General features: G+C 59.1%; 27 protein-coding genes. 17 read left to right on the forward strand and 10 right to left on the reverse strand.

Going from position 1 to position 26,388, the window contains the following annotated elements:
• Nucleotides 1-42: 42 nt before the first annotated feature.
• Together H585_RS0116355 and H585_RS0116360 are read left to right on the forward strand one after the other, a co-directional pair.
• Entirely contained in the window at nt 43-552 is a 510-nt protein-coding gene (locus H585_RS0116355) for a GNAT family N-acetyltransferase (RefSeq protein ID WP_027368616.1), read from the forward strand.
• A gap of 110 nt (nt 553-662) precedes the next feature.
• Entirely contained in the window at nt 663-1,859 is a 1,197-nt protein-coding gene (locus H585_RS0116360; RefSeq protein WP_005984078.1) for an argininosuccinate synthase, read from the forward strand.
• 147 nt (nt 1,860-2,006) lie between these two features.
• On the opposite strand, the gene H585_RS0116365 is transcribed toward H585_RS0116360, so the two are convergent.
• Nucleotides 2,007-4,751: a cation-translocating P-type ATPase gene (locus H585_RS0116365; RefSeq protein WP_027368617.1), complete on the reverse strand. Its 2,745-nt coding sequence runs from the start codon at nt 4,749-4,751 to the stop codon at nt 2,007-2,009.
• A 363-nt stretch (nt 4,752-5,114) separates the two neighbouring features.
• On the opposite strand from H585_RS0116365, the gene argH reads away from it, so the two are divergent.
• Nucleotides 5,115-6,509: an argininosuccinate lyase gene (gene argH, locus H585_RS0116370; protein ID WP_027368618.1), complete on the forward strand. Its 1,395-nt coding sequence runs from the start codon at nt 5,115-5,117 to the stop codon at nt 6,507-6,509.
• A gap of 140 nt (nt 6,510-6,649) precedes the next feature.
• Here the strand turns inward: argH and H585_RS0116375 are convergent, their stop codons facing one another.
• Nucleotides 6,650-8,119 (reverse strand): 30S ribosomal protein S1, encoded by a 1,470-nt coding sequence (locus tag H585_RS0116375; RefSeq protein ID WP_014260791.1) that lies wholly within the window; start codon nt 8,117-8,119, stop codon nt 6,650-6,652.
• A 436-nt stretch (nt 8,120-8,555) separates the two neighbouring features.
• On the opposite strand from H585_RS0116375, the gene fusA reads away from it, so the two are divergent.
• The 5 genes from fusA (at nt 8,556) to H585_RS0116400 (ending at nt 14,240) form a co-directional block, all read left to right on the forward strand.
• The gene (gene fusA, locus H585_RS0116380; protein ID WP_034628327.1) at nt 8,556-10,613 is read left to right on the forward strand and encodes an elongation factor G; all 2,058 of its coding nucleotides are present in this window, start codon (nt 8,556-8,558) and stop codon (nt 10,611-10,613) included.
• A gap of 70 nt (nt 10,614-10,683) precedes the next feature.
• Nucleotides 10,684-11,208 (forward strand): GNAT family N-acetyltransferase, encoded by a 525-nt coding sequence (locus tag H585_RS0116385; RefSeq protein ID WP_014260793.1) that lies wholly within the window; start codon nt 10,684-10,686, stop codon nt 11,206-11,208.
• 220 nt (nt 11,209-11,428) lie between these two features.
• Entirely contained in the window at nt 11,429-11,602 is a 174-nt protein-coding gene (locus tag H585_RS23305; protein WP_154658858.1) for a hypothetical protein, read from the forward strand.
• A 264-nt stretch (nt 11,603-11,866) separates the two neighbouring features.
• On the forward strand, nt 11,867-12,586 hold the full coding sequence (locus tag H585_RS0116395) for a lysophospholipid acyltransferase family protein (RefSeq protein ID WP_014260795.1): 720 nt from the start codon (nt 11,867-11,869) through the stop codon (nt 12,584-12,586).
• Entirely contained in the window at nt 12,576-14,240 is a 1,665-nt protein-coding gene (locus H585_RS0116400) for a ribonuclease J (protein ID WP_014260796.1), read from the forward strand. The genes H585_RS0116395 and H585_RS0116400 overlap by 11 nt, the downstream gene beginning before the upstream one ends.
• A 146-nt stretch (nt 14,241-14,386) precedes the next feature.
• Here H585_RS0116400 and lpoB read toward each other — a convergent pair whose 3' ends face one another.
• The 5 genes from lpoB to H585_RS23150 form a co-directional block, all read right to left on the reverse strand.
• Nucleotides 14,387-15,001, reverse strand: a complete 615-nt coding sequence (gene lpoB, locus H585_RS0116405; RefSeq protein WP_027368620.1) for a penicillin-binding protein activator LpoB — start codon at nt 14,999-15,001, stop codon at nt 14,387-14,389.
• Nucleotides 15,002-15,019: 18 nt separating this feature from the next.
• On the reverse strand, nt 15,020-15,379 hold the full coding sequence (locus H585_RS0116410; RefSeq protein WP_027368621.1) for a YcfL family putative periplasmic lipoprotein: 360 nt from the start codon (nt 15,377-15,379) through the stop codon (nt 15,020-15,022).
• A gap of 23 nt (nt 15,380-15,402) precedes the next feature.
• Complete coding sequence (locus tag H585_RS0116415) at nt 15,403-16,905, reverse strand: COG3014 family protein (protein ID WP_244432591.1); 1,503 nt, start codon at nt 16,903-16,905, stop codon at nt 15,403-15,405.
• 497 nt (nt 16,906-17,402) lie between these two features.
• A complete protein-coding gene (locus H585_RS0116425) occupies nt 17,403-17,642 on the reverse strand; it encodes a hypothetical protein (protein ID WP_027368623.1) in 240 nt (79 codons plus the stop codon).
• Between the two features lie 14 nt (nt 17,643-17,656).
• Nucleotides 17,657-17,866 (reverse strand): hypothetical protein, encoded by a 210-nt coding sequence (locus tag H585_RS23150; protein WP_138708212.1) that lies wholly within the window; start codon nt 17,864-17,866, stop codon nt 17,657-17,659.
• Nucleotides 17,867-17,962: 96 nt separating this feature from the next.
• Between H585_RS23150 and H585_RS0116430 the strand changes: the two genes are divergently transcribed.
• The 8 genes from H585_RS0116430 to H585_RS0116465 all read left to right on the forward strand — a co-directional run bounded on the left by H585_RS0116430 (nt 17,963) and on the right by H585_RS0116465 (nt 23,234).
• Nucleotides 17,963-18,304 (forward strand): HU family DNA-binding protein, encoded by a 342-nt coding sequence (locus H585_RS0116430; RefSeq protein ID WP_244432595.1) that lies wholly within the window; start codon nt 17,963-17,965, stop codon nt 18,302-18,304.
• 70 nt (nt 18,305-18,374) lie between these two features.
• The gene (locus tag H585_RS21680) at nt 18,375-18,650 is read left to right on the forward strand and encodes a hypothetical protein (protein ID WP_051183184.1); all 276 of its coding nucleotides are present in this window, start codon (nt 18,375-18,377) and stop codon (nt 18,648-18,650) included.
• Between the two features lie 106 nt (nt 18,651-18,756).
• Nucleotides 18,757-19,176 (forward strand): universal stress protein, encoded by a 420-nt coding sequence (locus H585_RS0116440; RefSeq protein WP_027368624.1) that lies wholly within the window; start codon nt 18,757-18,759, stop codon nt 19,174-19,176.
• A gap of 128 nt (nt 19,177-19,304) precedes the next feature.
• Nucleotides 19,305-19,883 carry a hypothetical protein gene (locus tag H585_RS0116445; RefSeq protein ID WP_027368625.1) on the forward strand — a complete coding sequence of 193 codons (579 nt, stop codon included), beginning with the start codon at nt 19,305-19,307 and terminating at the stop codon, nt 19,881-19,883.
• Between the two features lie 211 nt (nt 19,884-20,094).
• Nucleotides 20,095-20,487, forward strand: coding sequence for a RidA family protein (locus H585_RS0116450; RefSeq protein ID WP_005984046.1), 393 nt, complete (start codon nt 20,095-20,097; stop codon nt 20,485-20,487).
• A gap of 319 nt (nt 20,488-20,806) precedes the next feature.
• Nucleotides 20,807-21,265: a hemerythrin domain-containing protein gene (locus H585_RS0116455; RefSeq protein WP_027368626.1), complete on the forward strand. Its 459-nt coding sequence runs from the start codon at nt 20,807-20,809 to the stop codon at nt 21,263-21,265.
• An 805-nt stretch (nt 21,266-22,070) separates the two neighbouring features.
• Nucleotides 22,071-22,229: a hypothetical protein gene (locus H585_RS23505; protein WP_005984042.1), complete on the forward strand. Its 159-nt coding sequence runs from the start codon at nt 22,071-22,073 to the stop codon at nt 22,227-22,229.
• A 447-nt stretch (nt 22,230-22,676) separates the two neighbouring features.
• Nucleotides 22,677-23,234 (forward strand): hypothetical protein, encoded by a 558-nt coding sequence (locus H585_RS0116465; RefSeq protein ID WP_027368627.1) that lies wholly within the window; start codon nt 22,677-22,679, stop codon nt 23,232-23,234.
• Nucleotides 23,235-23,427: 193 nt separating this feature from the next.
• Here the strand turns inward: H585_RS0116465 and H585_RS0116470 are convergent, their stop codons facing one another.
• The gene (locus tag H585_RS0116470) at nt 23,428-23,841 is read right to left on the reverse strand and encodes a threonyl-tRNA synthetase editing domain-containing protein (RefSeq protein ID WP_014260807.1); all 414 of its coding nucleotides are present in this window, start codon (nt 23,839-23,841) and stop codon (nt 23,428-23,430) included.
• On the reverse strand, nt 23,838-24,410 hold the full coding sequence (locus H585_RS0116475; protein WP_027368628.1) for a hypothetical protein: 573 nt from the start codon (nt 24,408-24,410) through the stop codon (nt 23,838-23,840). Before H585_RS0116475 ends, H585_RS0116470 begins: the two co-directional genes overlap by 4 nt.
• A gap of 491 nt (nt 24,411-24,901) precedes the next feature.
• Between H585_RS0116475 and H585_RS0116480 the strand changes: the two genes are divergently transcribed.
• Nucleotides 24,902-25,852, forward strand: coding sequence for an HD-GYP domain-containing protein (locus H585_RS0116480; RefSeq protein WP_244432593.1), 951 nt, complete (start codon nt 24,902-24,904; stop codon nt 25,850-25,852).
• A 218-nt stretch (nt 25,853-26,070) separates the two neighbouring features.
• Here H585_RS0116480 and H585_RS21685 read toward each other — a convergent pair.
• The coding region (locus tag H585_RS21685) for an IS5 family transposase (RefSeq protein ID WP_027368574.1) at nt 26,071-26,388 on the reverse strand (318 nt) is incomplete at its 5' end.

Genomic DNA, 26,388 nt, shown 5'->3' on the forward strand with positions numbered 1-26,388 from the left:
ACCGCGAGGCTTGGGGGCAATGAAGTTATTTAAGGACTCGCCATGGTCATTAGAAGAGAAACAGAAGCAGAGTTCCCTCAAATATACGACCTGGTCAAAGTCGCGTTTCAGACCGCGAAAGTTTCCAATGGCAAGGAGCAGGATTTCGTCAACCAACTACGCAGCGGCGGCAACTATATTCCCGAATTGGCCCTGGTTGCCGAGGAAAATGGCCAGCTTGTTGGGCACATCATGCTGACCAAGGCCCATGTCGTTGATGGCGAGACCAAGTTCGAAACGCTTCTTTTGGCGCCCATTTCGGTGGCCCTGGAGTACAGGAACCGGGGGATAGGCTCCGCGCTGATCAAGGAGAGTTTCAGATTGGCCAAGGCCAGAGGCTACACGTCGGTGCTCCTTGTCGGCGACCCCGCTTACTACCATCGCTACGGCTTTAGGACGGCCGCCGGTTTCGGCATCAAACCCACGCATCCGATTCCCGACGAAAATGTGATGGCCTGCGAGTTGGCCCCGAATGCGTTGCGTGGGGTCAGTGGAACGACGGATTGCTTTTGAACCATTTACATGTGTAATTAGGATTGCTTCGCGCAGCTTACCGAGCGAACGCTGGAAGCTGAGAAATATTGTAAGTCTGTAAGCCACACATTCAGTTCACGAGGTTCGATATGAGCGATATCCGGAAAGTCGTCCTGGCCTACTCCGGAGGCCTGGACACCTCCATCATCCTCAAGTGGATTAAGATGACCTACGACTGCGAGGTCGTCACCTTCACGGCCGATCTGGGTCAGGAAGAGGAATTGGACGGCCTGGAGGACAAGGCCAAAAAAACCGGCGCGTCCAAGGCCTATGTCGAGGACCTGCAGGAGGAGTTCGCCCGCGATTTCATCTTCCCCATGATGCGCGCCGGAGCCCTGTACGAGGGACGCTACCTGCTGGGCACGTCCATCGCCCGGCCGCTCATCGCCAAGCGCATGGTCGAGATCGCCTTGGCCGAAGGCGCTCAGGCCGTGGCCCACGGCGCCACGGGCAAGGGCAACGACCAGGTGCGCTTCGAGTTGACCTCCATGGCGCTGGCCCCGCAGATCACGACCATCGCGCCCTGGCGCGAGTGGACGTTCAAGTCGCGCACCGACTTGGTCAATTTCGCCACGGAGCACGGCATCCCGGTGCCCGTGACCAAGGAGAAGCCCTACAGTTGCGACCGCAACTTGCTGCACCTGTCCTTTGAGGGCGGCGAGCTGGAAGATCCCTGGCTGGAGGCTGGCCCGGCCTCGTATCTGCTCAGCGTGCCCCCGGAGAAGGCCCCGGATCAGGCCGAGGTCATCGAGCTCGGCTTCGAGGCAGGCAATCCCGTAAGCATCAACGGCGAGCAGCTCTCGCCTGCCGCGATCATCAAGAAGCTCAACAAGCTGGGTGGCAAGCACGGCGTTGGCCGCCTGGACATGGTCGAAAACCGCTTCGTGGGCATGAAGTCCCGCGGTGTGTACGAGACGCCCGGCGGAACCATTATCCACGCCGCGCACCGTGACCTGGAAAGCCTGACCCTGGACCGCGAGGTCATGCACATGCGCGATTCGCTCATTCCGCGCTATGCCGAGATGGTCTACTACGGCTTCTGGTTCTCGCCCGAGCGCGAAACCCTGCAGGTCATGATCGACAAGACCCAGGAGAAGGTCACCGGAACAGTACGCGTTAAGCTCTACAAGGGCGGCGTGTACCCCGTAGCTCGCAAGTCTCCGTATTCGCTTTACAATATGGATCTGGCCACCTTCGAAGCCGACAAGGTTTACGACCAGAAGGACGCCGCCGGCTTCATCCGGCTGCAAGGCCTGCGCGTGCGTGGGTTCAAGGCCAAGAAGTAGAACATTTGGACGCCCGGCGGAGCCTCTCCGCCGATTTCATACTTCGTGCGGCGATCGGCTCCATTCCAAAGTGGAAGGGCCGGTCGCCATTTGCATCTGGGAACGATGCTACCGGCGGCTCCTCCGGAAGCGCACGTGGCGGCCTCATCAGGACATAGCGCGTTTATTTTGGCTTCTCTTCCGAAGCACGCACTTTCTGAGTTCGTCGGCCAAAGGGAGCAAAGGGATCAGCACTGCTAGAACGATCCAATCACGAGCCGCAAACGGAGCTGTGCCGAAGATGCCCTGCAAGAACGGAACGTGGACCACGAGGATCATGACGGCAAGCTCCGTCGCGATGCTGGGCCACAGGAGACGGTTGCCTCCCAGGGGGATGCGGAAGGCGGAGCGCGAGCCGGCCCTTTGCACAAAGAGGTTGCCTATCTGGGTGACCACCACGGCCGCGAAGGTCAGGGCCGTGGCCGAGGCATAGACAGGACCTTCTGACGGCAGATCCAGCCATTGCCCTGCGTAGCCGTTGGTCCAGTAGTAATAGTAGAAGACGGCCATGCAGGCCATTCCTTGGATGAGCCCCAGGAACAGGAATGAGTGTCGCAGCAATGCAGGCGTGATAAGGCGCTCTCGCCGGTCGCGCGGCGGGACCTTCATGATTCCTGGTTCGGCCGGCTCGGCCCCCAGGGCGATGGCGGGCAGCATGTCGGTGCCCAGGTCCACCGCCAGGATGAGCATTATGCCCAGGGCGAGCGGGATGCGGCCAAGACTCATGACGAAAAGAAAGAAGGGAATTGCTTCAGGGATATTGCTCGTGAAGATGTAGGTGATGAATTTTTTGATGTTGACGAATACGGCCCGGCCTTCTTCGATGGCGCGAACGATGGAGGCAAAGTTGTCGTCGGCCAGGATCATGTCCGCGGCCTCCTTGGCCGCGTCGGTGCCGGACCGGCCCATGGCCACTCCGATGTCGGCGCGCTTGAGGGCCGGAGCGTCGTTGACGCCGTCGCCGGTCATGGCCACCACCTCACCATGCTGCTGGAGCGTCTCGACGATGCGCAGCTTGATTTCGGGTGAGACGCGCGCAAATACGACATCTCCCCGCAGTCTGTCGGACAGGCTTTGGTCGTCCATGCGCTCAAGATCAGAGCCCGAAACGACCACGGCCTGCGGACCTCGGAGAATATCGAGGCGGCGAGCAATGCTCTCGGCCGTGAGGGGATTGTCGCCCGTGATCATGATGATGCGGATGCCGGCGGCGTGGCAACAGTCCACGGCCTCCAGCACTCCCGGCCTCGGCGGGTCTAGCATGGCGGCAAGCCCCAGGAAGTCCAGGTCAGTCTCCACGGTCTCCTGGGGCAGCAGGTCCGGATTGTCGGGGAGAGTGAAGGAACGGGGCAGCTCCCTCCGCGCTAGGGCCAGGACGCGGTAGCCGGCGCGGGCATATGTGTCGTTGGCCGCGATGATCTCGTCGCGCGCCGTAGCGGATATGGGTTCCATGTCGCCGTTTCTGGACAGGCGGCTGCTGAGGGCGAGGATGCTGTCCGGAGCGCCCTTGACATAGGCTGTTTTCAGGCCGTCCTCCTCGATGATGACGGACATGCGTTTGCGCTCCGACTCGAAAGGTATTTCGTGGAGTTTCCTGAAGCGCGAGCGGAAGGCGTCCGGATCCAGGCCCGCTTTGGCAGCGGCCACGAGGAGAGCGATTTCAGTGGGATCGCCCAGAGGCTTGGGTGTGAGCGTCGCGGTGTTGCACAGACAGCCCGCCTGGAGCGCGAGCCTGGCGGCATCGTCCATGTGTTCGATTTGGCCGGACGCGGAATACCCCGTGCCTGTCACATGCCGCTGGCGGACGGGAGTCCAGAGGGAAACGACTGTCATTTCGTTTTCGGTCAGCGTGCCGGTCTTGTCAGTGCAGATGACTGTGGCGCAGCCGAGGGTCTCGACGGACGAGAGGCGTTTGATGAGCGCGTTGTTCGCGGCCATGCGGCGGACTCCCATGGCCAGGGAAAGGGTGACCGTCGGCAGAAGTCCCTCAGGAACAAAGGCCACGATCATGCCAAGGGCAAAAATGAAGCTTTCGGCCGGCCGCACGCCGACGAACAGGGCGGCCAACAGGAAAAAGACGAGGCCTACGCCCAGGGCGATGAAGGTCACGCTGCGTGTGACCCGCCTGAGTTCCTGTTGCAGCGGGCTGGGCTCCTCTCGCACAGCCTGAGCCTCGCCAGCGATGCGCCCGAAGAGCGTGTCCATGCCCGTGGCGATAATCAATGCCTTGGCTTCACCGGCGGACACCGTGGTGCCAGCGAAGACGAGGTTGGCGGCATCGATTCCTTTGTTCTCGACGATGGCGGCGGTTTTGGAGGCTGGTATCGACTCGCCTGTCAAGGTCGATTGGTCCACGCGCAGGCGGTATTCCTCGATGACCCGTCCGTCGGCCGGCACACGGTCGCCCTCGGTCAGGATGACCACGTCGCCGGGTACGATCCCGGCACTGCCGGCTTTCATGACGATTCCGTCCCGCATGACCGTAACGGACTCCGGCATCAGGCGAAGCAAGGCTTTCATGGCCTTCTCTGCCTTGTATTCCATCCAGAAGCCGAAGGCTCCGTTGATGATATTGACGAGCCAGATGGACACGCCGAGTTGTGGCAAGCGGGCCGCGAAGGCTATGCCGCCACCGGCCCAGAGAAGCACGGCCATCAAATGCGTGAATTGGTCCAAAAAACGCAATGCCAGTGGCTTGCCGCGGGAATGGCTTATGTTGTTCTCGCCCAGGCGCTCAAGCCTTGCCTGGACCTCGGGCAGAGAGAGGCCGCCAGGCCCGACGCCGAAGCCGGCCATGATGGCCTCGACGCTTTGAGCAGGGATACGCCCCATATCCAAGTCGGGTCTTGCCATGTCGTCTCCAGCTGAAGACCTGTGCCCACATTAATGGAAGCATAGCCTGAGTGGGCAGAGACAGACCAGCTGAACAGACTGCGCGACAAGTTATCGGCTTCTGGATGGCGCTCGACAACAATCCGTCGATGATCCGCGCGAGGCCTGAGATGCGGCTTGTCCGGAAATCGCGGGTGGGTTTTGAAGCAAGGCCCTGCCGAATTTTGTGGATGAGACGCTGCCGCTCTTCGCCATCTATTTGCTTTTTGCAAAATAAAGCCTTTAGCCGCGCAGCTTGCGCGCCTAAGGCAATGATAGTATTCGCCTGCTTTTCCAGATTTCATCGGAACGGACACTAGTGTCCGGACCGGACAGGAGGCGCGCATGGCGGACAAAAAACTCTGGGGCGGACGGTTCACGGGCGGCACGGATGCGCTGGTGGAGGCCTATACCGAGTCCGTATCCTTTGATCGACATTTGTGGGCCGAGGATATAGCGGGCTCCAAGGCGCACGCGCGCATGCTGGCCCGGCAGAGCGTGATTCCTGCCGAGGACGCCCAGGCTATCGTGGCCGGGTTGGAGGCCATACAGGCCGAGGTAGAGCAGGGCGAGTTCTCCTGGCGCACGGACCGCGAGGACGTACACATGAACATCGAGGCCCGGCTGACCGAACTCATCGGCGACGCGGGCAAGCGGCTGCACACGGGCCGAAGCCGCAACGACCAGGTGGCCCTTGATTTCCGGCTGCACGTCTCGCGGCGGCTGGCACTGTGGGGCGAGCTGGTGGCGCGGCTGGTGGGAGTGCTGTGCGAACGCGCGGAGGAGCACGCGGATACGCTGCTGCCCGGCCATACGCACATGCAGCCTGCCCAGCCTGTGAGCCTGGGTCATCACCTGCTGGCTTATGCCCAGATGTTGCGCCGCGACCATGAGCGCATCATGGATTGCTTGGTGCGCGTGCGCGTTTCGCCCTTGGGCGCGGCGGCCCTGGCCGGGACTACCTATCCACTGGACCCCGCGTCCGTAGCCGAGGATGTCGGCTTCCCTGCCACCTTTCGCAACAGCATGGACGCCGTGTGCGACCGCGATTTCGCGGCCGAGGCCCTGTTCTGCGGCAGCCTGATCATGGCTCACCTGAGCCGCCTGTGCGAGGAGATCATCATCTGGGCCAACCCGGCCTTCGGCTTCGTGCGTCTGCCCGATGGCTACGCCACTGGCAGCAGCATCATGCCCCAGAAGAAGAATCCCGACGTGGCCGAGATCATGCGCGGCAAGACAGGCAGGGTCTATGGCAGTCTGATCGGCCTGCTGACCACGCTCAAGGGCCTGCCGCTCACGTACAACCGCGACCTCCAGGAGGACAAGGAACCCTTCTTCGACACGGACAAGACCGTGCGCCTGTCCCTGGATTGCATGTCCGGCATGCTGGCTGAGATGGCCTTTGTACCCGAGGCCATGCGTGCGGCTTTGGGGCGCGGATTCCTCAATGCCACTGAACTGGCCGACTACCTGGTGGGCAAGGGGTTGCCGTTCCGCGAGGCGCACCATGTCACCGGCAGGGCCGTGGCCTGGTGCGAAAAGCATGGCAAGCGCCTGGAGGACTTGAGCCTGGATGAGCTGCGGGGCTTCTCGGAATTGATAGGCGAGGACGTGTTCCAGATTCTGGCCTACGAGTCCGCCGTGGCACGGCGCACCATCCCTGGCGGCACCGCGCCCGTGCGCGTGCGCGAGCAGCTCGCCGAGATGCTCGAGTGGTTGGCGCGGGCCATGCCTGCTTGAGTCCGCTAGGGTTCTTGCTTCCTGCACAACGCCCGACACAAGCGGACTGCATTAAAGTATAAGATATATAAGACAAAAGCCCCGGCTGCTCTTTCGGAGACAGCCGGGGCTTTCCATTGCCAAGAGAAGAGGCGGTACGCCTACTTTTTCTTTTTCATGGCCTCCTGGAGCTTCTGCCCCAGGGTGCTGAAGCCGGAGCTTGGCGCGCTTGCCGCAGGGGCCGCCGCCGGCTTGCTGAACTTCTTCCAGTCCTCGGCTCCGCGATCCTCGCCGGTGCCAAGAGTGATCTTGCGCTCGGTGGGATTGATCTCGTCCACGGTGATCTGAACCGTGTCGCCGGGCTTGAGGGCCTCGAAGCTGGCCGGCTTCTGAGACTTGGAGATGCGGGACCTGGGCAGCAGTCCGGTCACGCCCGGTTCCAGCTGGATGAAGATGCCGAAGGCTTCCTGCTTCTCCACCACGCCGGAATAGGCTTGGCCAATCTTGAACTTCTCGGGCACCTGCTCCCACGGGTCACCGGCGGTGTCGCGCAGGGACAGGGAGATGCGCCTGTTGGCCAAGTCCACATCCTTGATCTTCACCGAGATTTCCTGACCGGGATTGACCACATCGCTGGGCTTGGAGATGCGCCGGGTATAGCTCATCTCGCTTACGTGCACGAGGCCTTCGATGCCTGGGGCGATCTCCACGAAGGCGCCGAAGTCGGCCAAGCGGATTACCTTGCCCTGCACCGTGTCGCCAGCCTGGAAACGGTCGCCGAGGGTAGTCCAGGGGTCGGCCTCGGTCTGCTTCAGGGACAGGGAAATCTTGAGGCGACCTTCCTTCTTGCCCGGCTCCACGGCGAGCACTTTGGCCTTGACCCGCTGTCCGGGCTGCACCGCGGCCGAAGGATCATCGACCCGCGACCAGGAGAGTTCGGAAATGTGCGCCATGCCTTCCAGACCAGGCATGAGCTCCACGAAGGCGCCATAGGGCATGAGTTTGCTCACGGTGCCTTCGATGATGGCGCCGGGCTTGATCTCGGCCTGGAACTTCGCTGCGGATTCTTTCTGAGCCTGGGCCAGCAGTTCGCGGCGAGACAGGACGACGTTGCGGCCGTTCTGCTCGAATTTGATGATCATGAACTCGTAGGTGTTATCCACGTAGACCGAGGGGTCCTCGACGTACTGGATATCCATCTGGCTCACTGGGCAGAAAGCCCGCTTGCGCATGACCTCTACGCTGAAGCCGCCCTTGACGGCCTCCTTGACCTTGCCTTCCACAGGCACACGGCTTTCGTAAGCGCCGCGCAGGGCCTCCATGCTGCCTGCCCCGGATAGGGCGCGGGCGAGCTTGACCTGTCCGCCGGAGACATCCACAACATAAAGTTGCAACACGTCCCCTTCGGCGAAGGGGATTACGCCTTCCTCGTTCTTGAGCTCGTCGGCGGCGACCACTCCGTCCGCCTTGGCTCCTGTATCCACGAAAACGGCATCGGCACCGATGGAGACGATCTTACATTCGACCTTGTCTCCGACCTTGAGGCCTTCGCCTCTGCCCTGTTCGTAATCGTGGAGAAGATCGGCGAAGGACTCTTCCGGCCCGGCCGCTTTTTTGCCTTCCTCAACCATATGATTCTCCTTGACGCATTCGTTCTCTGCAAGACCGGTCCTTGATAGAGAAGAATGTCTCCGGCTACAAGGGCCATATGTGCCTATTTTTTGTGACCGCAGGCGAGGAATCCGTGTGGAGGATCGCATGGGCATCGGAACATGGCTTGGGGAGCCATTAAAGCACTTTCGATCGGGTCTATAAACGAGGCTTAGCCGCGTTAAAAAAACGGGCAGGACGCAAGCAGCGGATAGTCCATGGCAGGGCAAACCCACTCGGAGGCCATTAGCCAGATCCAAAAGGCGCTTTGCCGGGCCTTGTCCCTTGACTTGACAACCTCGCAGTCCGCTTCCTATAGCTGGTAGTATCATTAAACCAAAACCCGGAGAAAATTACACTTTCCATATCGGTTCAAGTTTCAGCTCATGGCAATAACTTCAGGGAAGGGAGATGCGCATGCTGGAGAAACAAAGGACCTACGCCTTGATCGGCCACGGGGGCAGCGGCAAGACCTCCGTGGCCGAGATGCTGCTCCATAGCGCCGGGGCAGTGAACCGCCTCGGTAAGATCGAAGAGGGCACAACGGTTCTTGATTACGAACCAGAGGAAACCAAACGGCGCGGGTCCATTCAGCCCGGCTTCTTCCGCTACCTGTGGAATAAAAACCCGCATTATCTCATCGATACTCCCGGCGATAATAACTACATCGGCGACATTTCCTATCTCCTCTCGGCTGCGGATAGCGCGGTGCTCGTTATCGATGCGGTGGACGGAGTCAAACCGCTCACGCGCAAGATATGGAATGAGGCCAAGTCCCGCAGGCTGCCCGGCATGGTCGTCATCACCAAGCTCGACCGCGACAGGGCCAACTTCGACATGGCTTTCCAAGACCTAAAGGACAAGCTCGGCATACGTCCCGTTCTCCTGTACATGCCCATTGGCCAGCAGCAAGATTTCAAGGGCCTAGTGGACGTGTTGGCCGGCAAGGCCGTCATGTTCGACGGCTCGGGCGGAATGAGCGATGCCGTTATCCCGGCCGACCTGGCCGACGAGGCCCAGGCCCTGCGCGAGACCATGATCGAGAACATCGCCGAGAGCGATGAGGAGCTCATGGAGAAATACCTTGAGGTGGGCAGTCTGAGTCCCGAGGAGATCACCCGCGGCCTGTCCAAGGGTGTAGCTTCGGGCGAGCTGGTGCCCGTCTCGGTCTGCTCCGGCCTGGAGAACAAGGGTGGACGACAGATTCTGGATATCATCCAGGATCTGCTGCCGCCGCCGACCGCCCATGCGCCCTGGATTTCGGCCAAAGGCGAGCAGCGCTCCTCGACCCCGGACGCGCCTTTCGCGGCCTTCGTGTTCAAGACCCTGGCTGATCCTTTCGCGGGCCAGCTTTCGGTCATGCGCATCCTCTCCGGCACCCTGGCGCCCGGCAGCACTCCGACCCTGGCCAACCCCGAACGAGGGAACTCAGAGCGCATCGGGCAACCGCTTTTTCTGCAAGGCAAGGAGCAGACACCGGCCAAGGAGCCCATTGGCCCCGGAGCCATCGTGGCCGTGGCCAAGCTCAAGGACACACACACCGGTGATACCCTGTGCGACGAAAAAGCGCCTTTCGTGCTTGAGAAGCCCCAGCTTCCCGCAAGGCTCATCACTTTCGCCTTGGCCGCCAAGGAAAAAGGCGAGGAAGATAAGGTCTTCCAGGCCGTGAACAAGCTTTTGGACGAGGACATCACGCTGCATCTGTTCCGCGACGAAGAGTCGAGCGATATCCTGCTCTCGGGCATGGGCCAGATGCACATTGAGACGGCAGTGGAGAAGGCCAGGCGCCGCTACAAAGTCGATGTCGTGCTCAAGACGCCCAAGGTGCCCTACCGCGAGACCCTCAAGGGTAAGGCCGAGGTCCAGGGTCGACATAAGAAGCAGTCCGGCGGCCGCGGTCAGTTCGGCGACTGCCACGTGCGCTTCGCTCCCTTGCCGCAGGGCGCCGGCTATGATTTTGAGGACAAAATTGTTGGCGGCGCCATTCCGCGCCAGTATATTCCGGCCGTGGACAAAGGCATCCAAGAAGCCGCCCAGCGAGGCCCGCTTACGGGCAATCCGGTGGTGGACTTCAAGGCGGAGCTGTTCGACGGCAGCTATCACAACGTGGACTCCTCTGAAATGGCCTTCAAGGTGGCTGGTTCGTTGGCCTTCAAGGCGGCCTGCGAGAAGGCCGGCCTTAAGCTGCTGGAACCCATAATGCTCATTAGCGTGTTCGTGCCCGACGAGTTCATGGGCGATGTCATCGGCGACCTGTCCAGCCGACGCGGCAAGGTGCTCGGCTCGGACTCCCAGGGTGGAGTGACCGAGATCAAGGCCCACGTGCCCATGGCCGAGGTGCTGCGCTACGCCCCGGATCTGCGCTCCATGACCGGAGGGCAGGGCACCTTCACCATGGAGTTCGACCATTATGAGGAGTGCCCTCCGCCCGTAGCTGAAAAAGTCATTGCGGAAAGCAGGAAACAGGCCGAGTAAACGGATCAGGGCGGCTTTCACGGCCGCCCTTTACTTTTGCCTGCCACAATAACGTCTTAAGGAGAGCTGAATGGCCTTTCCCCATGAGATTGAAACCCCCCGGCTGCGTTTGGTGGCCGGAACGCCGGCCTTGGCCCAGGCCGCCCTTCAGAGCCCCAACCGCTTCGCCGCCCTCCTGGGCGCCTACCCCGATCCGGGCTGGCCCACACCCATCATCGGCGGAGCTTTGACCTATTTCGCCGACACGCTGGCCTCCCATCCGGAACGAACCGGGTGGCTCATCTGGTACGTCATCCGCAAATCCGACCCGGCCGGCGGTCGCGTCATCGGCTCCACCGGCTTCAACGGCATGCCCGACGAGGATGGTTCGGTACGCGTGGGCTTCTCCATCGTAGATGCCCACCGCGGTCACGGCTACGCCACGGAGGCGGTCAAGGCCATGATGGACTGGGCTTTTGCCCATGGCGCCAAGCGTTGCTACTCGCAGACGTTTTCCGAGAATGTCTCGGCCATTCGGGTCTTGGAGAAGTGTGGCATGACCTTCGCCGGGGAACTGGAGGAGGGGATGGTGATATACGAGAAGGTAAAGGCATGATCCGCTACTGTACTCGGCCGGGCCGGCAATGGCCCGGCTGGGATTCTTGACCGTATCGCCCGACCCTGCCCGAAAACCGCCGCTAAAGCGCACTACACAAAGGCTGGGGAAATCTTACCTTCCTTAGCCCTCTTCTATATGGGCCATTCCATTATGTCCTTTGCGGGCATATTCGCCGGCCTGGGTTGAGCGTTTCCCAGGGCTCCCAGGCGCTTCGGTCATGGTTGCAGGCGTCTTTGCCGGTTTCTGCCTCTGGTGGCTGCTGCTGTCCGGCGGCACCAGCCTATTCGGCTCGGTCCTGGCCGACAAGGCCCGCTGGATCGACTTGGCTTCCTGTTTCGTATTGGCTGTTTTTGGACTGGCCGCAGTGGGTTCCATCTTAGGTGGACTGTAGCCAGCGAGTTCCAGGTTCAGGTTTCACCCGGCAATTTATGCAACAAAAGTAGGTGGAGAGCCTGCAAATTGCCTGCGCGATCTTACGTCGTATCAAGGCCGCCGGGGATTGGACCGAACTCTGACTTGGAAGATTGTATGCTCCTTCCATTCAGAGATAAGCTTCTTCTATCTCGTCAAAACCGCACCGGATTTCATTTTCCGCCTTGTTCCTTGCCCCCTTTTGGGTTAGGTGTGTGAACACTTGCGCGGAGAAAGTAATCGCATGCTTCGAACCATCATTTTCTTTACCTTCTATCCTCTGGTGACTGTCGTCTCTAGCACTCTGTGCATCCTCTTCGGCAGATCCTTCGCCAACAAACCCGCCGACCTCAGTCAGCGCATCTGGGCCAAGGCCTGTCTGGCCCTAGCCGGGATCAAGGTCGAAGCGGACTTCTCGGCTCTGGCCCCTGGGCAGACCTACGTATTCATGGCCAACCACCAGAGCAATTTCGATATTCCCCTTCTTACCGCTTGCCTCGACCAATGGTCAGTGCGCATGGTGGCCAAGGATAGTTTGTTCAAGATTCCCGTATTCGGCTGGGCCTTGCGCCGCGTGGGCCACATCTCCATTGATCGGGCCAAGATGCGCAAGGCCATGCAGGCCATCCAGGAAGCCGTTGAGATCGCCAACTCCGGGATCAGCATAGTCATCTTTCCCGAAGGCACTCGCAGCCGGGACTTCTCCCAGCTCCAGGAGTTCAAGGCCGGCGGGTTCATTCTGGCCATCAAGACCGGCCTGCCCGTGGCTCCTGTAGTCATGTCCGGAAGCGGAGAGATCATGCCCAAGGGCCACTGGTTCATCCGGCCGGGTACGGTTAGGATCAAGGCCTTGCCGCCTGTGGCTCCCGGCAGCTATAGTCTTAAAGAGCGGGAACAGTTCAAGGAAAACCTGCAGCAGGCCATGAGCAGAGCCTACCTGGAGATGCATAGGCATGGCGGATAGCCGCAAGAATTTCACACTCTCCCCCCTAGGCGGGCTGGGAGAAATCGGCCTCAATTGCATGGTCCTGGAGTGCGGGGATTCCATGATCATGATCGATTGCGGAATCATGTTTCCAGAGGATTATCTTTTCGGCATCGACATCGTCATCCCACGTTTCGATTTCGTGCTTGCTCGCAAGGACAAGCTCAAGGGCATCATCATTACCCACGGCCACGAGGATCACATCGGCGCTTTGCCCTGGCTGCTGCCCTATGTGGATGCCCCGATCTACAGTTCGCGTTTCACGCTGGCGCTCATCGAGTCCAGGCTCAGGGAGCACGACTTAGACCGATATGTGGACTTGCGTCCGGTCGAGGGCCGACAACGCGTGGATTTTGGCGATATTGCCGTGAATTTTTTCCGTGTGTGCCACTCCATTATCGAGGGCTTCGGCCTGGGCATCGAGACGCCCACGGGCCGCATCGTGCACACCGGCGATTTCAAGATCGACCGCACGCCACTGGATGACACCAACGTCACGGACCTGGAGGGCTTCGCCGAGTTCTCGGCCCCCGGCGTACAGCTCATGCTCTCGGACTCCACGAACGTGGAGCGCGACGGCTATGCCCTCACCGAGCGCGAGATCAAGCAGTCGCTGTCGGATATCTTCGCCAAGGCCACGGGCCGCATCCTTGTCACGCTCTTTTCCAGCCATATCCAGCGCATGCAGGAGATCATCGATCTGGCCGAGACATACGGCCGCAAAGTGGCCATCAGCGGCCGGTCCATCCAGAACAACATTGATTTGTCCCGGAACCTTGGCTACCTGCGAGCCAGCGAGTCCATATTCGTGCCCATGGACAGCGTATCGAACTATCGCGACGACCAGATAGTTTTGCTGCTCACGGGCTCTCAGGGCGAACCCTTGTCCTCGCTGACGCGTCTGGCCATGAGCGAACACCGCCAGATGCGCATCAAAGAAGGCGATCTCGTGCTTATGAGTTCGCGCTTCATCCCAGGCAATACGCGGGCCATCACCAAGGTTATCAACCGGCTCTACAAGCTGGGAGCCGAAGTGCTCTACGAGCGGGTCTCCGGCATTCACGCTTCGGGCCATGCCCACCGCGAAGAGCTGTGCCAGATGCTGCGCACCGTGAAACCCAAGTTTTTCGTCCCGGTTCATGGCGAGTACCGCCATCTGGTCAAGCATTCACGCTTGGCCGTGGAGTGCGGCGTGGCCAAGGAACGCTCCCTGATCCTGGAGGACGGCCAGCCCTTGCGCCTCTTCGAGGACAACACCATGCGCCTGCTGGACCGCATCACCGTGGAGCACATCTACGTGGACGGCAAGGGCGTGGGCGACGTGGGCTCCAGTGTGCTCAAGGAGCGTCAGCTCTTGGCCGGCGAAGGGCTGGTCATTGTCAACTTGGTCATCGACGAGAAGTCCGGCGAGATCGCCCTTGGGCCGGAAATCACCTCCAAGGGCTTCGTCTTCGAGCAGCACTATGCGCATCTGCTGGAAGACGCCAAATGTATCGTGCTGGACATTTTTGAGAACATCCCGCCCGGCGAGATACAGAAGCTCAAGGACAGAATACGCGGCAGCCTGCGGCGGTTCTTCCGCAAGGTGCTCGACCGCGACCCGGTGGTTATACCGGTGGTGATTTCACTGTAGATTATCTGCCATCCAGAGAGGCACCGCCTCCTGCGACTCTGCTTCCGTCAGCGCGCACTTCGCTCTCGCGCGGACAAGATATCCCAGGCTCACAAAAAAGGGAGAGGCTCTGCCTCTCCCTTTTGCATTATGAACGGTTTGCTGGTCTACCAGGCTACGGACTTGGCGTTGCCGCGTTTGATTATGGGCGTCTCGTTTTCCCAGATGGCCAGACCCGTGGTCAGGTCTGTCAGGGAGAGCATGAAGTAGTACTCGACCTGTTGGGTCTTCTTGTCCAGGCGATGGTTCATCTGGATGATCTTGCCCGACAAGCTCAAGTCCGGGGCCACGATGGTGCCCTGGCCGGCCACTGTGGACTGCTTGACCTCCTGGGACTGCCGCAGTTCGCGAGCCTTGGCCACCATGGGGTCCTCGGGCGCGTCCAGGCCCACGGCCGTGGTGGTGACGACCTTGCCGCTGTTGAGCAGCTCCACGCGAATCTTCTTGGTCAACTGCTCGGTGTCGATGCGCTGCATGGTGTCGTTGGTCACGCGCGAAACGACCATGACATAGCGGCCTCCGCCGGGCTTGCTGACAACGCCCGAAGCAATCAACTTGGCGATGGAATCGCCGGCGGCAGCCTCGAAGTCGCGGTAGTCGAGTCCCAGCACGCGCGGAGCGGCATCGGCGCGAGTGTCCACGACCTGGACGCCCTTGCTGGCGCAGCCAGCGGAAAGGACCAGAACAAGGGATAAGGCCAGTAAAATAATACGTGCGCGCATATTTGCCACCTCCGGGTGTTACTTAAGATCGTGTTTGAACATGAGACGCCAAGTCTTGGCCTTGGGGCGCGATGAGATTTCGGTGAAGACGAAGGGCACCTGGCCCTGCACCGTGACTTTCTTCCAGCGCGACTGGAAGGAATCCAGCAGCAGGCCCTGGGCGTCGAACCACTCCAGCTTGTAGTAGAAGTCGCTGGCGCTCGAGGACGTATTGCGGCCCGTGATCTGGAGCATGAGGAAACCGTCGTCGCGCGGGTGTTCGCCGACGGCCAGATCCGTTATGTTCCGCAGCCCTTGTCCTTTAATGATGCGCGGATCGGGCTTCGCGCAGCCTAAGGCCAGCGTCAACATGAACACGGCCGCCAGTATGATCGTCACGCATGATGGAATCCTGGGCATACTCAGTTGAGAACCTCCTGAAAGGGGATGATGGCGCAAGCCGGCTCGGCTCCCGCCGTAGGCATGCGCACGTGGATGAGACAGAAGCGGGCCTCGGGCAGCGTAAGCGTGCGCAGGACCCGTCCTTCCGTGGTTGTAATGGCTAGGCGGCCGTCAGCAGGCCTAGACAGCCTGGCGAACTGCGCGTCCGTGGGCAGAGACGTCCATGAGCGGGTGTCGGCCGTGGTGGTCACTGCTGTGTACAGGGCCATGATCGCGCTGGCGGCTTGGCCCGCGGCGGTGTCCTTGCCGCCGCCAGCCTGCTGCGCGCCGTACTGGAGCATGGCCTTGGACGCAGCGGACAAGGCGGCCATGGTCAGCTCATAGGGCAGTCGGACCTTGTACTCGGCGCCCACCACACGGCCAACATCGGCCAGAGGCGCTGTCTCGGCTATAGGCACACCGCCACTTGCCAAGCCCAAGCTCGACAGGGCAGGCCGTCCAGGCTGCAGCGCGGGGAAAGCCACGGCGAAATACTTGACCGGCATGCGCGCATTGACCACGAACAGCGGCAGATTGAAGCGCGCCTGGGCCAAATCCGGGGCCAGACCGTTTTCAAAGATCACCCAAACTGTGGGCTCGGTGGTTCGGCGGTTGCCGCTTCCGTCGATCCAGGCCTCAGCCAGGGCGATGTCCTGCTCCAGGTACGGATTATCCCCGACCATGCCGCGCACACGACGCAAGCTGTTCAACGCCTTATCCAGATCCCCGGAATCCTGCCCGGCCAGCAGGAAAAAGAGGCCGTTCAGGTAAGTGGCAAAGGGGTTCACATAATCCGGGTAGGGCTTCCAATGCTCTTCGTCGGCCATGCGCTCGGCTTGGGCGCGGCTGGCCTGGGCGATCCGTTGCGTATCCAGGGATGAGTTGGGGGAGGAACCGGCTTGCCTGCGTGCCCCTGCGTCGCGAGCCTTGGCTATCTCGGCCTCAAAGAATTCGACGGCCCGACGCTGGCGATCGAAGGCCCGGTTGAGCTCCACGCGAGCATTGTCTACGTCTCCCATGGCCAGGAAGGCCAGGGCCTTATAGGAGTTCATGAAGATGCGGTCGTACTGCCGGGGCTCATAGCCGAGCACGTTGCGATTAAGGAGGATCTCCGCCGCCGTTCCGCCAGTCTTGGAGAGGGCGCCTTCCAGGTCCGCATCCCCGGAGAGTGCTTCCGCCCGATCCAGGAGATCCACGGCTCGCCTGTACTCGCCAGCGGCCAGGGCGGCCGAGGCCGCGTTGAGGCACAGGAGCAGCCCGTCGCCGCCTTCTATCTCGCTAAGCTCCTGCTTGGAGTCCATGGCGGCTTTCTCGGCCTCCAGGTACAGCCCCCGGGCATAGAGCGAAGAGAAGTTGCCCAGTTGACTGGTTGTGGAAAGACCGCAGCCGGTCAGCAGGAGCAGACTGACGAGCATGACCGCCGCCAGGCGTGCGGGGCAGACCGGCTTTCGCCGGTACGCGGCCGAAGAGATAGAGCTGGACATTTCGATCCGCCGTAAGCTGGCTTGGTGCATGCTGGCGGTATTCGCCGCCGGTTCGAGTGGGTTGTTATTCGGGTCAGCGCAATGATCGTTTGCGACCCTTCCATACAGGAGAGAATATGGTGCAGGCAAGACTATGCTGCAAGGATACGAGCCGGCTTGGCTTCGTTGTTCGACCACTGACTGCCGTCTTCATTTCACCAAGGGGAGATCGAGAATAAAAGCGACTACTCCGAAGCTGGAATGCTGAAAAGGCAAAGTCGCATGGCGTGGCTAGGTACTTGTAATCAGCCGGATTGTTAACAAGGACTCCTGGATCGCGGCGTGGCAGCCTGCATCCATTTCCATAAGCCTTCAAACAAACGTTTACCTTTCAAGCAGTACTGCCTGCACGAAGGCAATCAAAGCCACTGGCGTAGAAGCCCTGGGCACGCGTGTGCAGGTCCGTTCGCCAAATGGCATCTGATTAACTATAGTGAAAGCCGACTTATTGGGTGACATCAAAGTCGCTTCACGCTGAGCTTGTCTTCGAAATGGGCGCGCACCTGGTACTGCTTGTCCCCGGAGTTGAATGTGTAGTCCGTGTCCGGGAAGAGTTGGATCGTCGGGGTGAACGCGTCACCGATGAAAACATCCTTAGCCTCTCCATTCGCTTCGAAGCGTATGGTTTCTCCAGCGCCAAGACGCACTGAATCCTCGTGATGTAGCTCGATCGGGAGATCGTTTTCCTTGAATTCCATGGCGCACTCCTGGTTTATGGTTTGCCTTCAGCCTCTTCTACCATTTTTGCGGCTGGCCACGCCGGTCTTTGTTTTTTCATACTCCTTTCTGCAACGAATACAATGAGCCATCTTACACGTTCTGCTTTCGTATTTTGTTTCATCTGGTCGGCAATGTGTACTGAAAAGGTGGAGATTGACTTAGCAATGAGCATGAAACCTTTATATTTTACGCCTGATTTCATAGTTTTGTTTTCTTTGACTGCTATCTTGAAATAGTCGATATTGAAATAGGATTAGTGTATAAATGCCAAAAATAGGAGGTTTTAGACGTGGTTAACATGGACTACCCAGGCGTATGTCTCGCTTGTACTGATGAGAATTGCAATGTTGAGTATGCTGATGTTGATGCTGCTAGAGCCCGTGTACATGAAACTCCCCTGACAGGTTATACCAAGACAATTGTTAAAAATCTGCAAAGCACGTTTCCAGAAAAGTTTCCCACTGAGGAAGACGCCTATCTGACGTTGGATGTCATGAAGGCCATCATCGCCATGGGCCTGAATAATGATGATGCAGTCGATATCCAAGGTCTGGGGACATTCAAGACCAAGCAGGAAGGCGACCGCAAGGTCGTGACATTCTCTCCCGAAACAGCCTTGGTCGAAGCCATCAGCAAGTAGGTCCCGGCTTCGGCTCGAACAGAGCCGAAGCCAAATGTTTAGAGGCAAAGTAACTGCATGTGTGGCAGCCATGAAGAAGCGTTACATGCTCCTTAAATGTGGCAGTGATGGATGCACGGAACCCATTGACTGCATTACTGCCAGTTGCATGGATGAGGCCAAGGAGGCGCTCGAGTGGATGAGGACGCATCATCCGGAGCGGCCTGATTTGAGTCTGGAATCCGGTGAGTTCTTTGAAATTCTGGATGAGGAACATTGCTCGCTCGAGGAGTGGAAGGCAGGCCTGGACAAGCTTGAACTTAAAAGAGTTGTACACCCGTGCAAAGCTACGGATGGTAAACCTTGAGCCTTCGGTACGCATCAAGGACATTCGGATATGAGGAACTGACCCGGACGGCTGTACGGGCTTTGGGAACATGCCAGCGTAACGATTCCGTAAAGGAGGAGATGCCATGAAGATTCTGGCTGCTATCGACCAATCAGCCTATGCGGAGAAGGTGCTGGCCAAAGCCATTGACTTGGCCAAGCGCGAGGAGGCCGAGCTCACAATCTTAAGTGTGGTTGAACCCAACTTCGCTGATGCGGCGGAGATTGGCGCCCAACAGGTTATCTTCGAGCAGTTCCGGAAAAATGCCGAGGATCTCGTCAATCAGGCCCAGCAGAAAGCCAAGAACCAGGGCGTGGCCGCGAAGACCTTGGTGCTGGAGGGAACTTCCGTGGCCAGCAGGATCGTCCAGCATGCCGAGCAGCATGGCGTGGACCTGATAGTCATGGGGCATAAGGGCCGCTCGGCGATCGAACGCTTTCTGGTAGGTAGCGTGGCGAGTCGGGTCGTAGCCTACGCGCCGTGTTCGGTGCTCGTGGTGCGTTGATACGGACAGGAAATCCTGGACTTGAGTCAGCCGGTTCATGCTACAGCATGTACAGGACTACTTTGCTTGGCGTACACGCCGAACAGGGACGGCAACCATCGGCAAGCACATGCCGGGAGGGCAGGATCATGGCTGAAGGCAAGAACACGGCTAAAGGCACGCAGGACCAGGAGCGCACCACTACCTATCTCGATCTCAGCGTATTGCGAAACACCAAGGATACGGCCCTTGCGGCTCTTGCTGTGGCGATAGTCGCGGTCATTTTCTGCGGTGGGCTGGCCGCCTACACGCACAATGCGCTCCAGAAGATGGGCGCAACGGACAGCCGCTCTCAGGGGCAGGCGGCAATCCTGTCCGAGCAGATGACCTCCCGGATGGATGAGCTGGGCGCCACCATGGACCAGCGCCTGTCAGCCCTGCGGTCCGATGTCGATCAGCAGCTCTCCAGTCGTGACAACGTTGTCGATCAACACTTTGCGGCTCTTGAACAATCCATGCTCTCCAAGTTGCGGTCATTGGAATCCAAGGCCGTGAGCCCCAAGCAGGTCACGCAACAGATCAATTCGCAGCAGGCGCGCACGGCACTTCGCGAAGTCTCTGGTCAGGCCGAGGCCCTTGGAGGCCGGATCGACAATCCAGAGCTTCAGGCGAAGCTTGCCCAGGTCCGAAAACTGTTGAATGAGCTGGAGCAGGGTGTACGGCAGTAACGCGTTCGGATTCCAAGACAGGACCGTCGCGGTGCAGACGCGCCTGTAGTGTGAAGTGTGGAATTGCAAATGCGTTTAGCTTGGCTTGTTCAGTAAAGTCAGCTAGTTTTGTGTTTCCGGCTGATTGGCGCATAGGCCGTATGATCTCTGCGTCGTCGGCTTGCAATCCAGCACAGGCGCTACGCCAGAGCGCGCGGCGCACGAGGGAAACATGACCAAGCAGCGCATCAGCACGCCCAAGGCCCCGGCGGCCCTTGGACCCTACTCGCAGGGTGTGGCGAGCGGCAATCTCCTGTTCGTCTCCGGGCAGACCCCCATAGACCCGGCCACGGGCGCGCTCGTAGCCGGCGATATCGAAGCGGCCACCCGACAGGTCATCAAAAACATTCAAGCTATTCTGCAGGCTGCCGGTGCAGACCTGGAGCACGTGCTCAAGACCACGGTCTTTCTGACCGACATGGGCAACTTCAAGCGCATGAATGCGGTCTATGCTGAGTACTTCACGGGCACCCCCCCGGCCCGCTCGACCATCCAGGTCTCGGCTTTGCCCATGAGTGCGGAGGTGGAGATCGAGGCTATCGCCAGGTTGCCGGAAAAGGCTTAACCGGCAGAAGCATACGTCAGTCACACGGACGTTCGGCCTATATGCGCATGTCGATTGGCCGTACCGGTGTTCATCCCAGAGTTAATTGATGGTTGGGGCTGTGCATCCATGAGAAATGGTGAAATGGCACAAGGCCAAAGGCCCGGACTGCTTCGAGAGCCGGGCCTTTTTCTTGCCATATTTCCTACACGCCGATTCTCGCTCCTCCGACAGCGTTTCGTTGGCATTGAGGCTATCAAGATAGAAGTCGTCATGCCGTATTTCGGCTGATCGCGGCGGGACCAAAGACACCAGAAGGTTAAACCAGGAGGAACACGAGATGGCGCAGCACAAGCTACTCAAGCATCTCCATCAGGAACACCAGGAAGTGAAGAGCATCCTGCGCAAGCTGGTCAAGGCATCCGAGTCGGACCGTCAGCAGTGGCTTGATCAACTCCGTGAGAACCTCGTTCCTCATATGGAAGCCGAGGAGAAGCATATCTATCCGGCCTTGCGTCAGCAGGGTGGAGAGGTCAAGGAGACAGCCTTAGAGGGCATCGAGGAGCATTCCGCAGCGAAATACGTCTGTAAGCAGCTTTTCGATGTTGGTACCTCGGACGAGACCTTCAAGGCCAAGGCCCAGGTACTTATGGAGTTGATCCAGCACCATATCCAGGAAGAAGAGAGCGAAATCTTCGATGATATCGAGGATTCCTTCTCGGCTCAGGAGCTGGACAACATGTTTAGCAAGTTCGAGCAGGAAGAGCAGAGCCAGAAGAAGAAGGCCAAGGCGGCTTGAGCTCTGTTTGAAGCTGTTCGGCGCGCCCAAGGGCGCGCCGTTCATTCTTAGGGCATTTTGCTTTTGAAAATGCTCTGCAAGCCATGCGTCGGCATGGCTTGTCGCCGCGTAGGCGTAGGCGCAATTCACTTGCGCCGTCAACGCCGGAGCAGGCGTCTTAAAAGCAATCTGCTCTAGGACCTCGTGACCCGGCCAAAGATTGCGCCTGCCAAGTTCGACAGACAACCACTATCTATAGATACATTCAATCTAGGCAGTTGCTTGCTTGAGCCAAGTAACGTCAGCTCTGACCATGCAGCTAATGCTGGCTTGCTTCCTTAATCTTTGCCAGGTTGCATCCGCGACGCTATGTAAGCTTTGCCATTACTTTTATGTCGAATCTCGGCAGAGCAGACCAATAAACTACAAAGATTTGCGCATTAGAGCATTTTGCTTTTGAAAATGCTCTGCAAGCCATGCGTCGGCATGGCGTGCCGCCGCGTAGGCGTAGGCGCAATTCACTTGCGCCGTCAACGCCGGAGCGGGCGTCTTAAAAGCAATCTGCTCTAAAGGGAAATACGTTGCAGAGTGATGCTTTCGCGCCAGGGTGTGACCCAGGGAACGTGAGAGCACTGCCCGGCGCGCTCGCTTAAATTCCCTTGAATGCACTGCCGTCTATGGAAAAAGGAATAGTCTGGGAGCTCGTCCACTTATGCTGGAGTCATGACACATGGAGGTCAATGCCGAAGGCGGTCGGAAGCGCGGTATGGAAATTGAATAGTGTATGGGCACAAGGGATTATCGCTGTCGAAGTCAGGAGGAACTCATGAATACGCAACTCGCGCTTATGATCCTTGCCACGCTCGTAGTTGTGGTGTTGGTCGTTTCGGAACTGTTGCCCATGCTGGTAGGAGGCAATCGAGCGATCAATGACTATAACTTCACTAGGGCTAAGCGTAACGAAAAGCATCGCGGAATGTACTAGCGCTGCATCCATTTGATTCTCGGTGTACATGTCGCTGGTTTTCAGCCGGCAACAGTATGCTTGGGGTTATTGATTTCATGGCCGCGTGTCATTAAGGACCATTTTTATGAATGTGTACAGCGCCCAGGGTCCTTCCCCGTTAAGGCTTGCATGCTTTTCATGTTAAGATAATATTTTAGTCTTAATTTGCGATGCCTTATGGCTGTGTAGAATAAGAATTGTCCTGTCTTTCAACAGGTTGCAATTGTTGAGCAAACAGCGGCATTGCGTGCGCATGGATCGTATCCAGTCGGCCTTCTTGGTCCGTTCAGCTCGTTTTGCCACTATCAAACCAGCCAACCTGGACTTGTTGCCATGGCCGGAAGATGGGCTTGAGCCTTAAACGACAACCTCGTATTCAGCCAAAGCCAAGCCTGCCAGACAGCATGCTCTTCCACAGGAGACGTCATGCCCCTGAACGATTATTCCGCACTGCTGGAACGCCTGCAGCGCGCCCTGGCGCTGGCTTTCGATCAATCCGGCGAGTTCCTGAACAGGCCGGGCTCGTCTTCGGCCTTCAAGATCGATCCTGATTTCTACCTGGCCATCTTGCCCCAATTCGCTGAAGACCTCTCATTCCTGACAGGTATCTTGACCGAAACCGTGATTGAAACGCTCGTTCTCACGGGAAATCTGGCGACCTATGGGCCGGAACGAATATGCTCGTTGCGTCTGGATGTGCATTTATCGCGTTCGGGAAGTCCCCGTCCTTTGCAGGTCGGATTCCTGCAGGCCGGTTTCGTGGACGGAGCGCTCAAGCTCTACGGAGGCCGGCGTTCTGGTTTGCCGTTGTCGGATGTGCGTTTGAACGCCGCCCAGCGACCTTTGGTCGAAAGGTTCCTGGCAGGCAGACCTGTGCCCGCCTCCATCTCCTATGCCGGCGAAATGCCGCCTGCGCGTCCAGGTTTATCGACCAGCGCCAAAGCGCAAGCAGCCGCCAAGCCTGGGGCTCGGATTCGGCGCTAAGTATCTCTTCCTTTTTCCGTGCTAAACGAGTGGTTCAGCGCTTACAGCATCCTTAAGCTTCAGTAGCTCTTGCTCCTGCGCGACTTGATCCGAATCCGGCTTCAGTCTGAAGCGATGAGAGCCCCTAAGTCCTCCCAAGTTCCCGCCACGTTCCCACATCCCATAAACGCCGAGCGACAATGGCTCGGAGCTGTCAGATGCTTTTGAAAACCTTGGCTAGGGAGTCCCCGGCCACGTGGAGCTTCCACTCGTTCAGATAGCCGAAGGGTGTCTCGCCCACGCTGTAGCCAGTGTTCTCCAGCCGTTGGCGTACCTCTGCGACTAGCTCGCGCACGAATTCCGGGTCAGCTTTGCTTTCCGAGAGGTGCCCGAAAGAGTGCAGTACAACCTGCTTGGTGTTGAATTTTCCTCCCAGCCATTTGATGTTCTTCAGCATCTTGGACAGGACGCTACTCCGGCGGTCATGGTCCTCGGCTTCGCCATGGTAGAAAACGACTACCGCATCGCGGGCCATTGCACCGGTCGGCTCGGCTTCCGGGGCTTCGGGCAGAGTCTTTTGGAAGGGCTTGTGCCAGAATTCGGGAGCATAAAACATGAGCAATTTCATGACGTGCCTCGGTTGCACGGTCCCAGGCAGCCCGCGCGCAGGCTGCAACCTGCGCATCCATCTTGGTGAGAGGAGAGGGATCCGTGGCTATCGAAGGTGAGCACGGCATAGCGGCGCGCGAGGTGTCCGTCATCGGTGGCCAGACCGTTGAGTAATAAGGCGCGAGCCAGTGTCGGATCGATCTCGGGCAGGGGCGCGCAGCTGCGTTCGGCGAGATCGGGCCGCAGGTCGGCCAGTGCAGCCATGACCAGTCGCGCTGCCAGACGGTGCAGCAGCAGACCCAGGGCCGGCTCTTCGCTCAGAGTACGCTCTACTTCGGCTTCTATTTCAGCCGGAAGCCATAGAGCCAGAATCGGGCCGCCAGCGGATTCCAGCCGGGCCGTTCGCAGGCATGCCGCCCAAAGCGACATGCAGCGGGCCAGCGATGGGGCATAGCGCGTGCGCCCAGGAGCAGGCAGGTCCGCCAGCACCGGCCCGAGGATATTCTGTGGTGCAAGCGTTTTGGCCCCTATCTCATAGGGTGCAGAGGGCAAAGGGGCTTCCGGGTGTGGATGGGAATCGTAAGGCATGGTCGCTGTTCCTTGGTGCCTGTCCCGCTGGCGTGACCGTAAATGACGCTTTACGCGTTCGCTGGAGGTCACCATAGAATGGCCTTCCGGTCAATGGATGGGACCTCGGAGGAGTCCCGGCAAGTGCTAGGATAAAGCATCCTGCAGCCTTTCTCGCCTTACGCAATCCCGGCGAGTGTCACAAATGCAAGTGAGTAATCGCCGGATATCCCTTGATGGTCCGGTACACTGCTTGCGTCCGTTATCTCCTCGCCCTATGATGCAGTTTCAGCACGATAAAGAATGAGGCTATCCCCGGAGTCTAGCATGCAGGGCCTGTCATACTGTGAGTTTTGTCCCGTTCGTGCTTGGTGGATGCGGAGTGCGGCATGCAGGATGCGCTTCATTCCATGACAACTCCCACCGATTCCGCCCAGGCAGGCAATGGCGGTAAGAATTCTCTAAGCGAAGATCGGCGACGCATTCTTGAATTATGGAGTCGCATCCGGCCGATGTCGGAGGTGGTGCCGTTCCAGGAGGAAGTCGAGGCGGCCGACGCTGTCTTAACCGGAGCGGTGGAGTACACGCGGCACTTCATGGACGAGGTGCGCCGTGGCAAGATCGTGGACTGTCGGGAGGCCTTGCCTCTCGTGGACCAGCTCATCGCCAGCGCAACCCGCAACCAGTCCGCCGTGATCAGCCTGGCCAAATTGAAGGTCCATGACGAATACACCTTCCACCACAGCATCAATGTGGCCATGTTCTCGATCATTTTTGGCCGGAGCTTGGGCTTGCCCCTGGAAGCGCAGAGGGTGCTCGGCCTCGCCGGCATCTACCACGACGTGGGCAAGGCGCGCATTCCCGAGGATATCCTCAAGAAGCCCGAGCAACTGAATGACGAGGAATACTCTCTAATCAAGCGTCACGCCGTGGAGGGCTACCGGGTCATGCGCGACTCGGCGGTGTTGCACCGTGACGTGCTCCTGGCCATCATGCAGCACCACGAACGCCATGATGGCCAGGGCTATCCCCGCGGCTTGGCGGGTCAGGCCATAAGCCCGCTGGCCCGCATCATCAGCTTGGTGGACGTGTACGATGCCCTGACCAGCAACCGTTGCTACCGCAAGGCGAGCACGCCGACCACGGCCCTTGGCCACATCTACCACCAGCAGGGCGCACATTTCTTCCCCACCTATGTAGAGCGCTTCATCAAGTGCATCGGCGTCTTTCCTCCCGGCAGCCTGGTGCGGCTGACGGATGGGAGCATCGCCGTGGTGCGTAGCGTCAACCCTGATTACAGCCTCCTGCCCACGGTAAGCGTATATCTCGACCAGCGGCTTCGCCGCTGTCAGCCCAGGATCATCGATCTGGCCCAGGCCCAGGCCGACGGGCTGAATCTGGGTATTCTGGGCTGTGTGGACCCGCGCCCCCTGCGCATTGATCCCGCCTTGCTCCTGCGTTGATCTTTATAGTCGGAAGGCAAGCCTGCCCGACATGTTCAATCTTGCACAGGCTGCGCAGGGCTTGCGCTTCGCTTGCAGATACTCTGTGTTCTTCACGGTTGGCTGGCCCCCGCCCAGGCAGTTTTTTAGAGTCCGTACGCGGTTGACTGGTTGCGAGTGGCTTTATTTGCTGGCTTGACCAGAGAAAGCCTCGCGGTTCCAACTAGGGCCTGTTAACGCTATCTGAGCGCCTCTACAATTAGTGCCAAGGTGAGAAAGCCAAGGTACATGACATCGAGCTTGTCGTAGCGGGTAAAAATGCGCCTGTAACCTTTGAGTCGTCTGAATAGACGCTCTATCTCATTGCGCTTTTTGTACAGCTCCTTGTCATATTCCCAGGGTTCCAAGCGATTGGGGTTTGGAGGAACCACGGGAACAAAACCCAAATCTCGGCTCAGAGTTCTTGTTTCATTGCCCTCATAGGCTCCATCCATGAGCAAGGGGCATGAGTCAGTCGGCGGGCCGCCCAGCATTGTCAGCAGACGCCGGCCTTGCGG

The organism is Desulfocurvibacter africanus subsp. africanus DSM 2603 (assembly GCF_000422545.1).
GTDB lineage: Bacteria > Desulfobacterota > Desulfovibrionia > Desulfovibrionales > Desulfovibrionaceae > Desulfocurvibacter > Desulfocurvibacter africanus.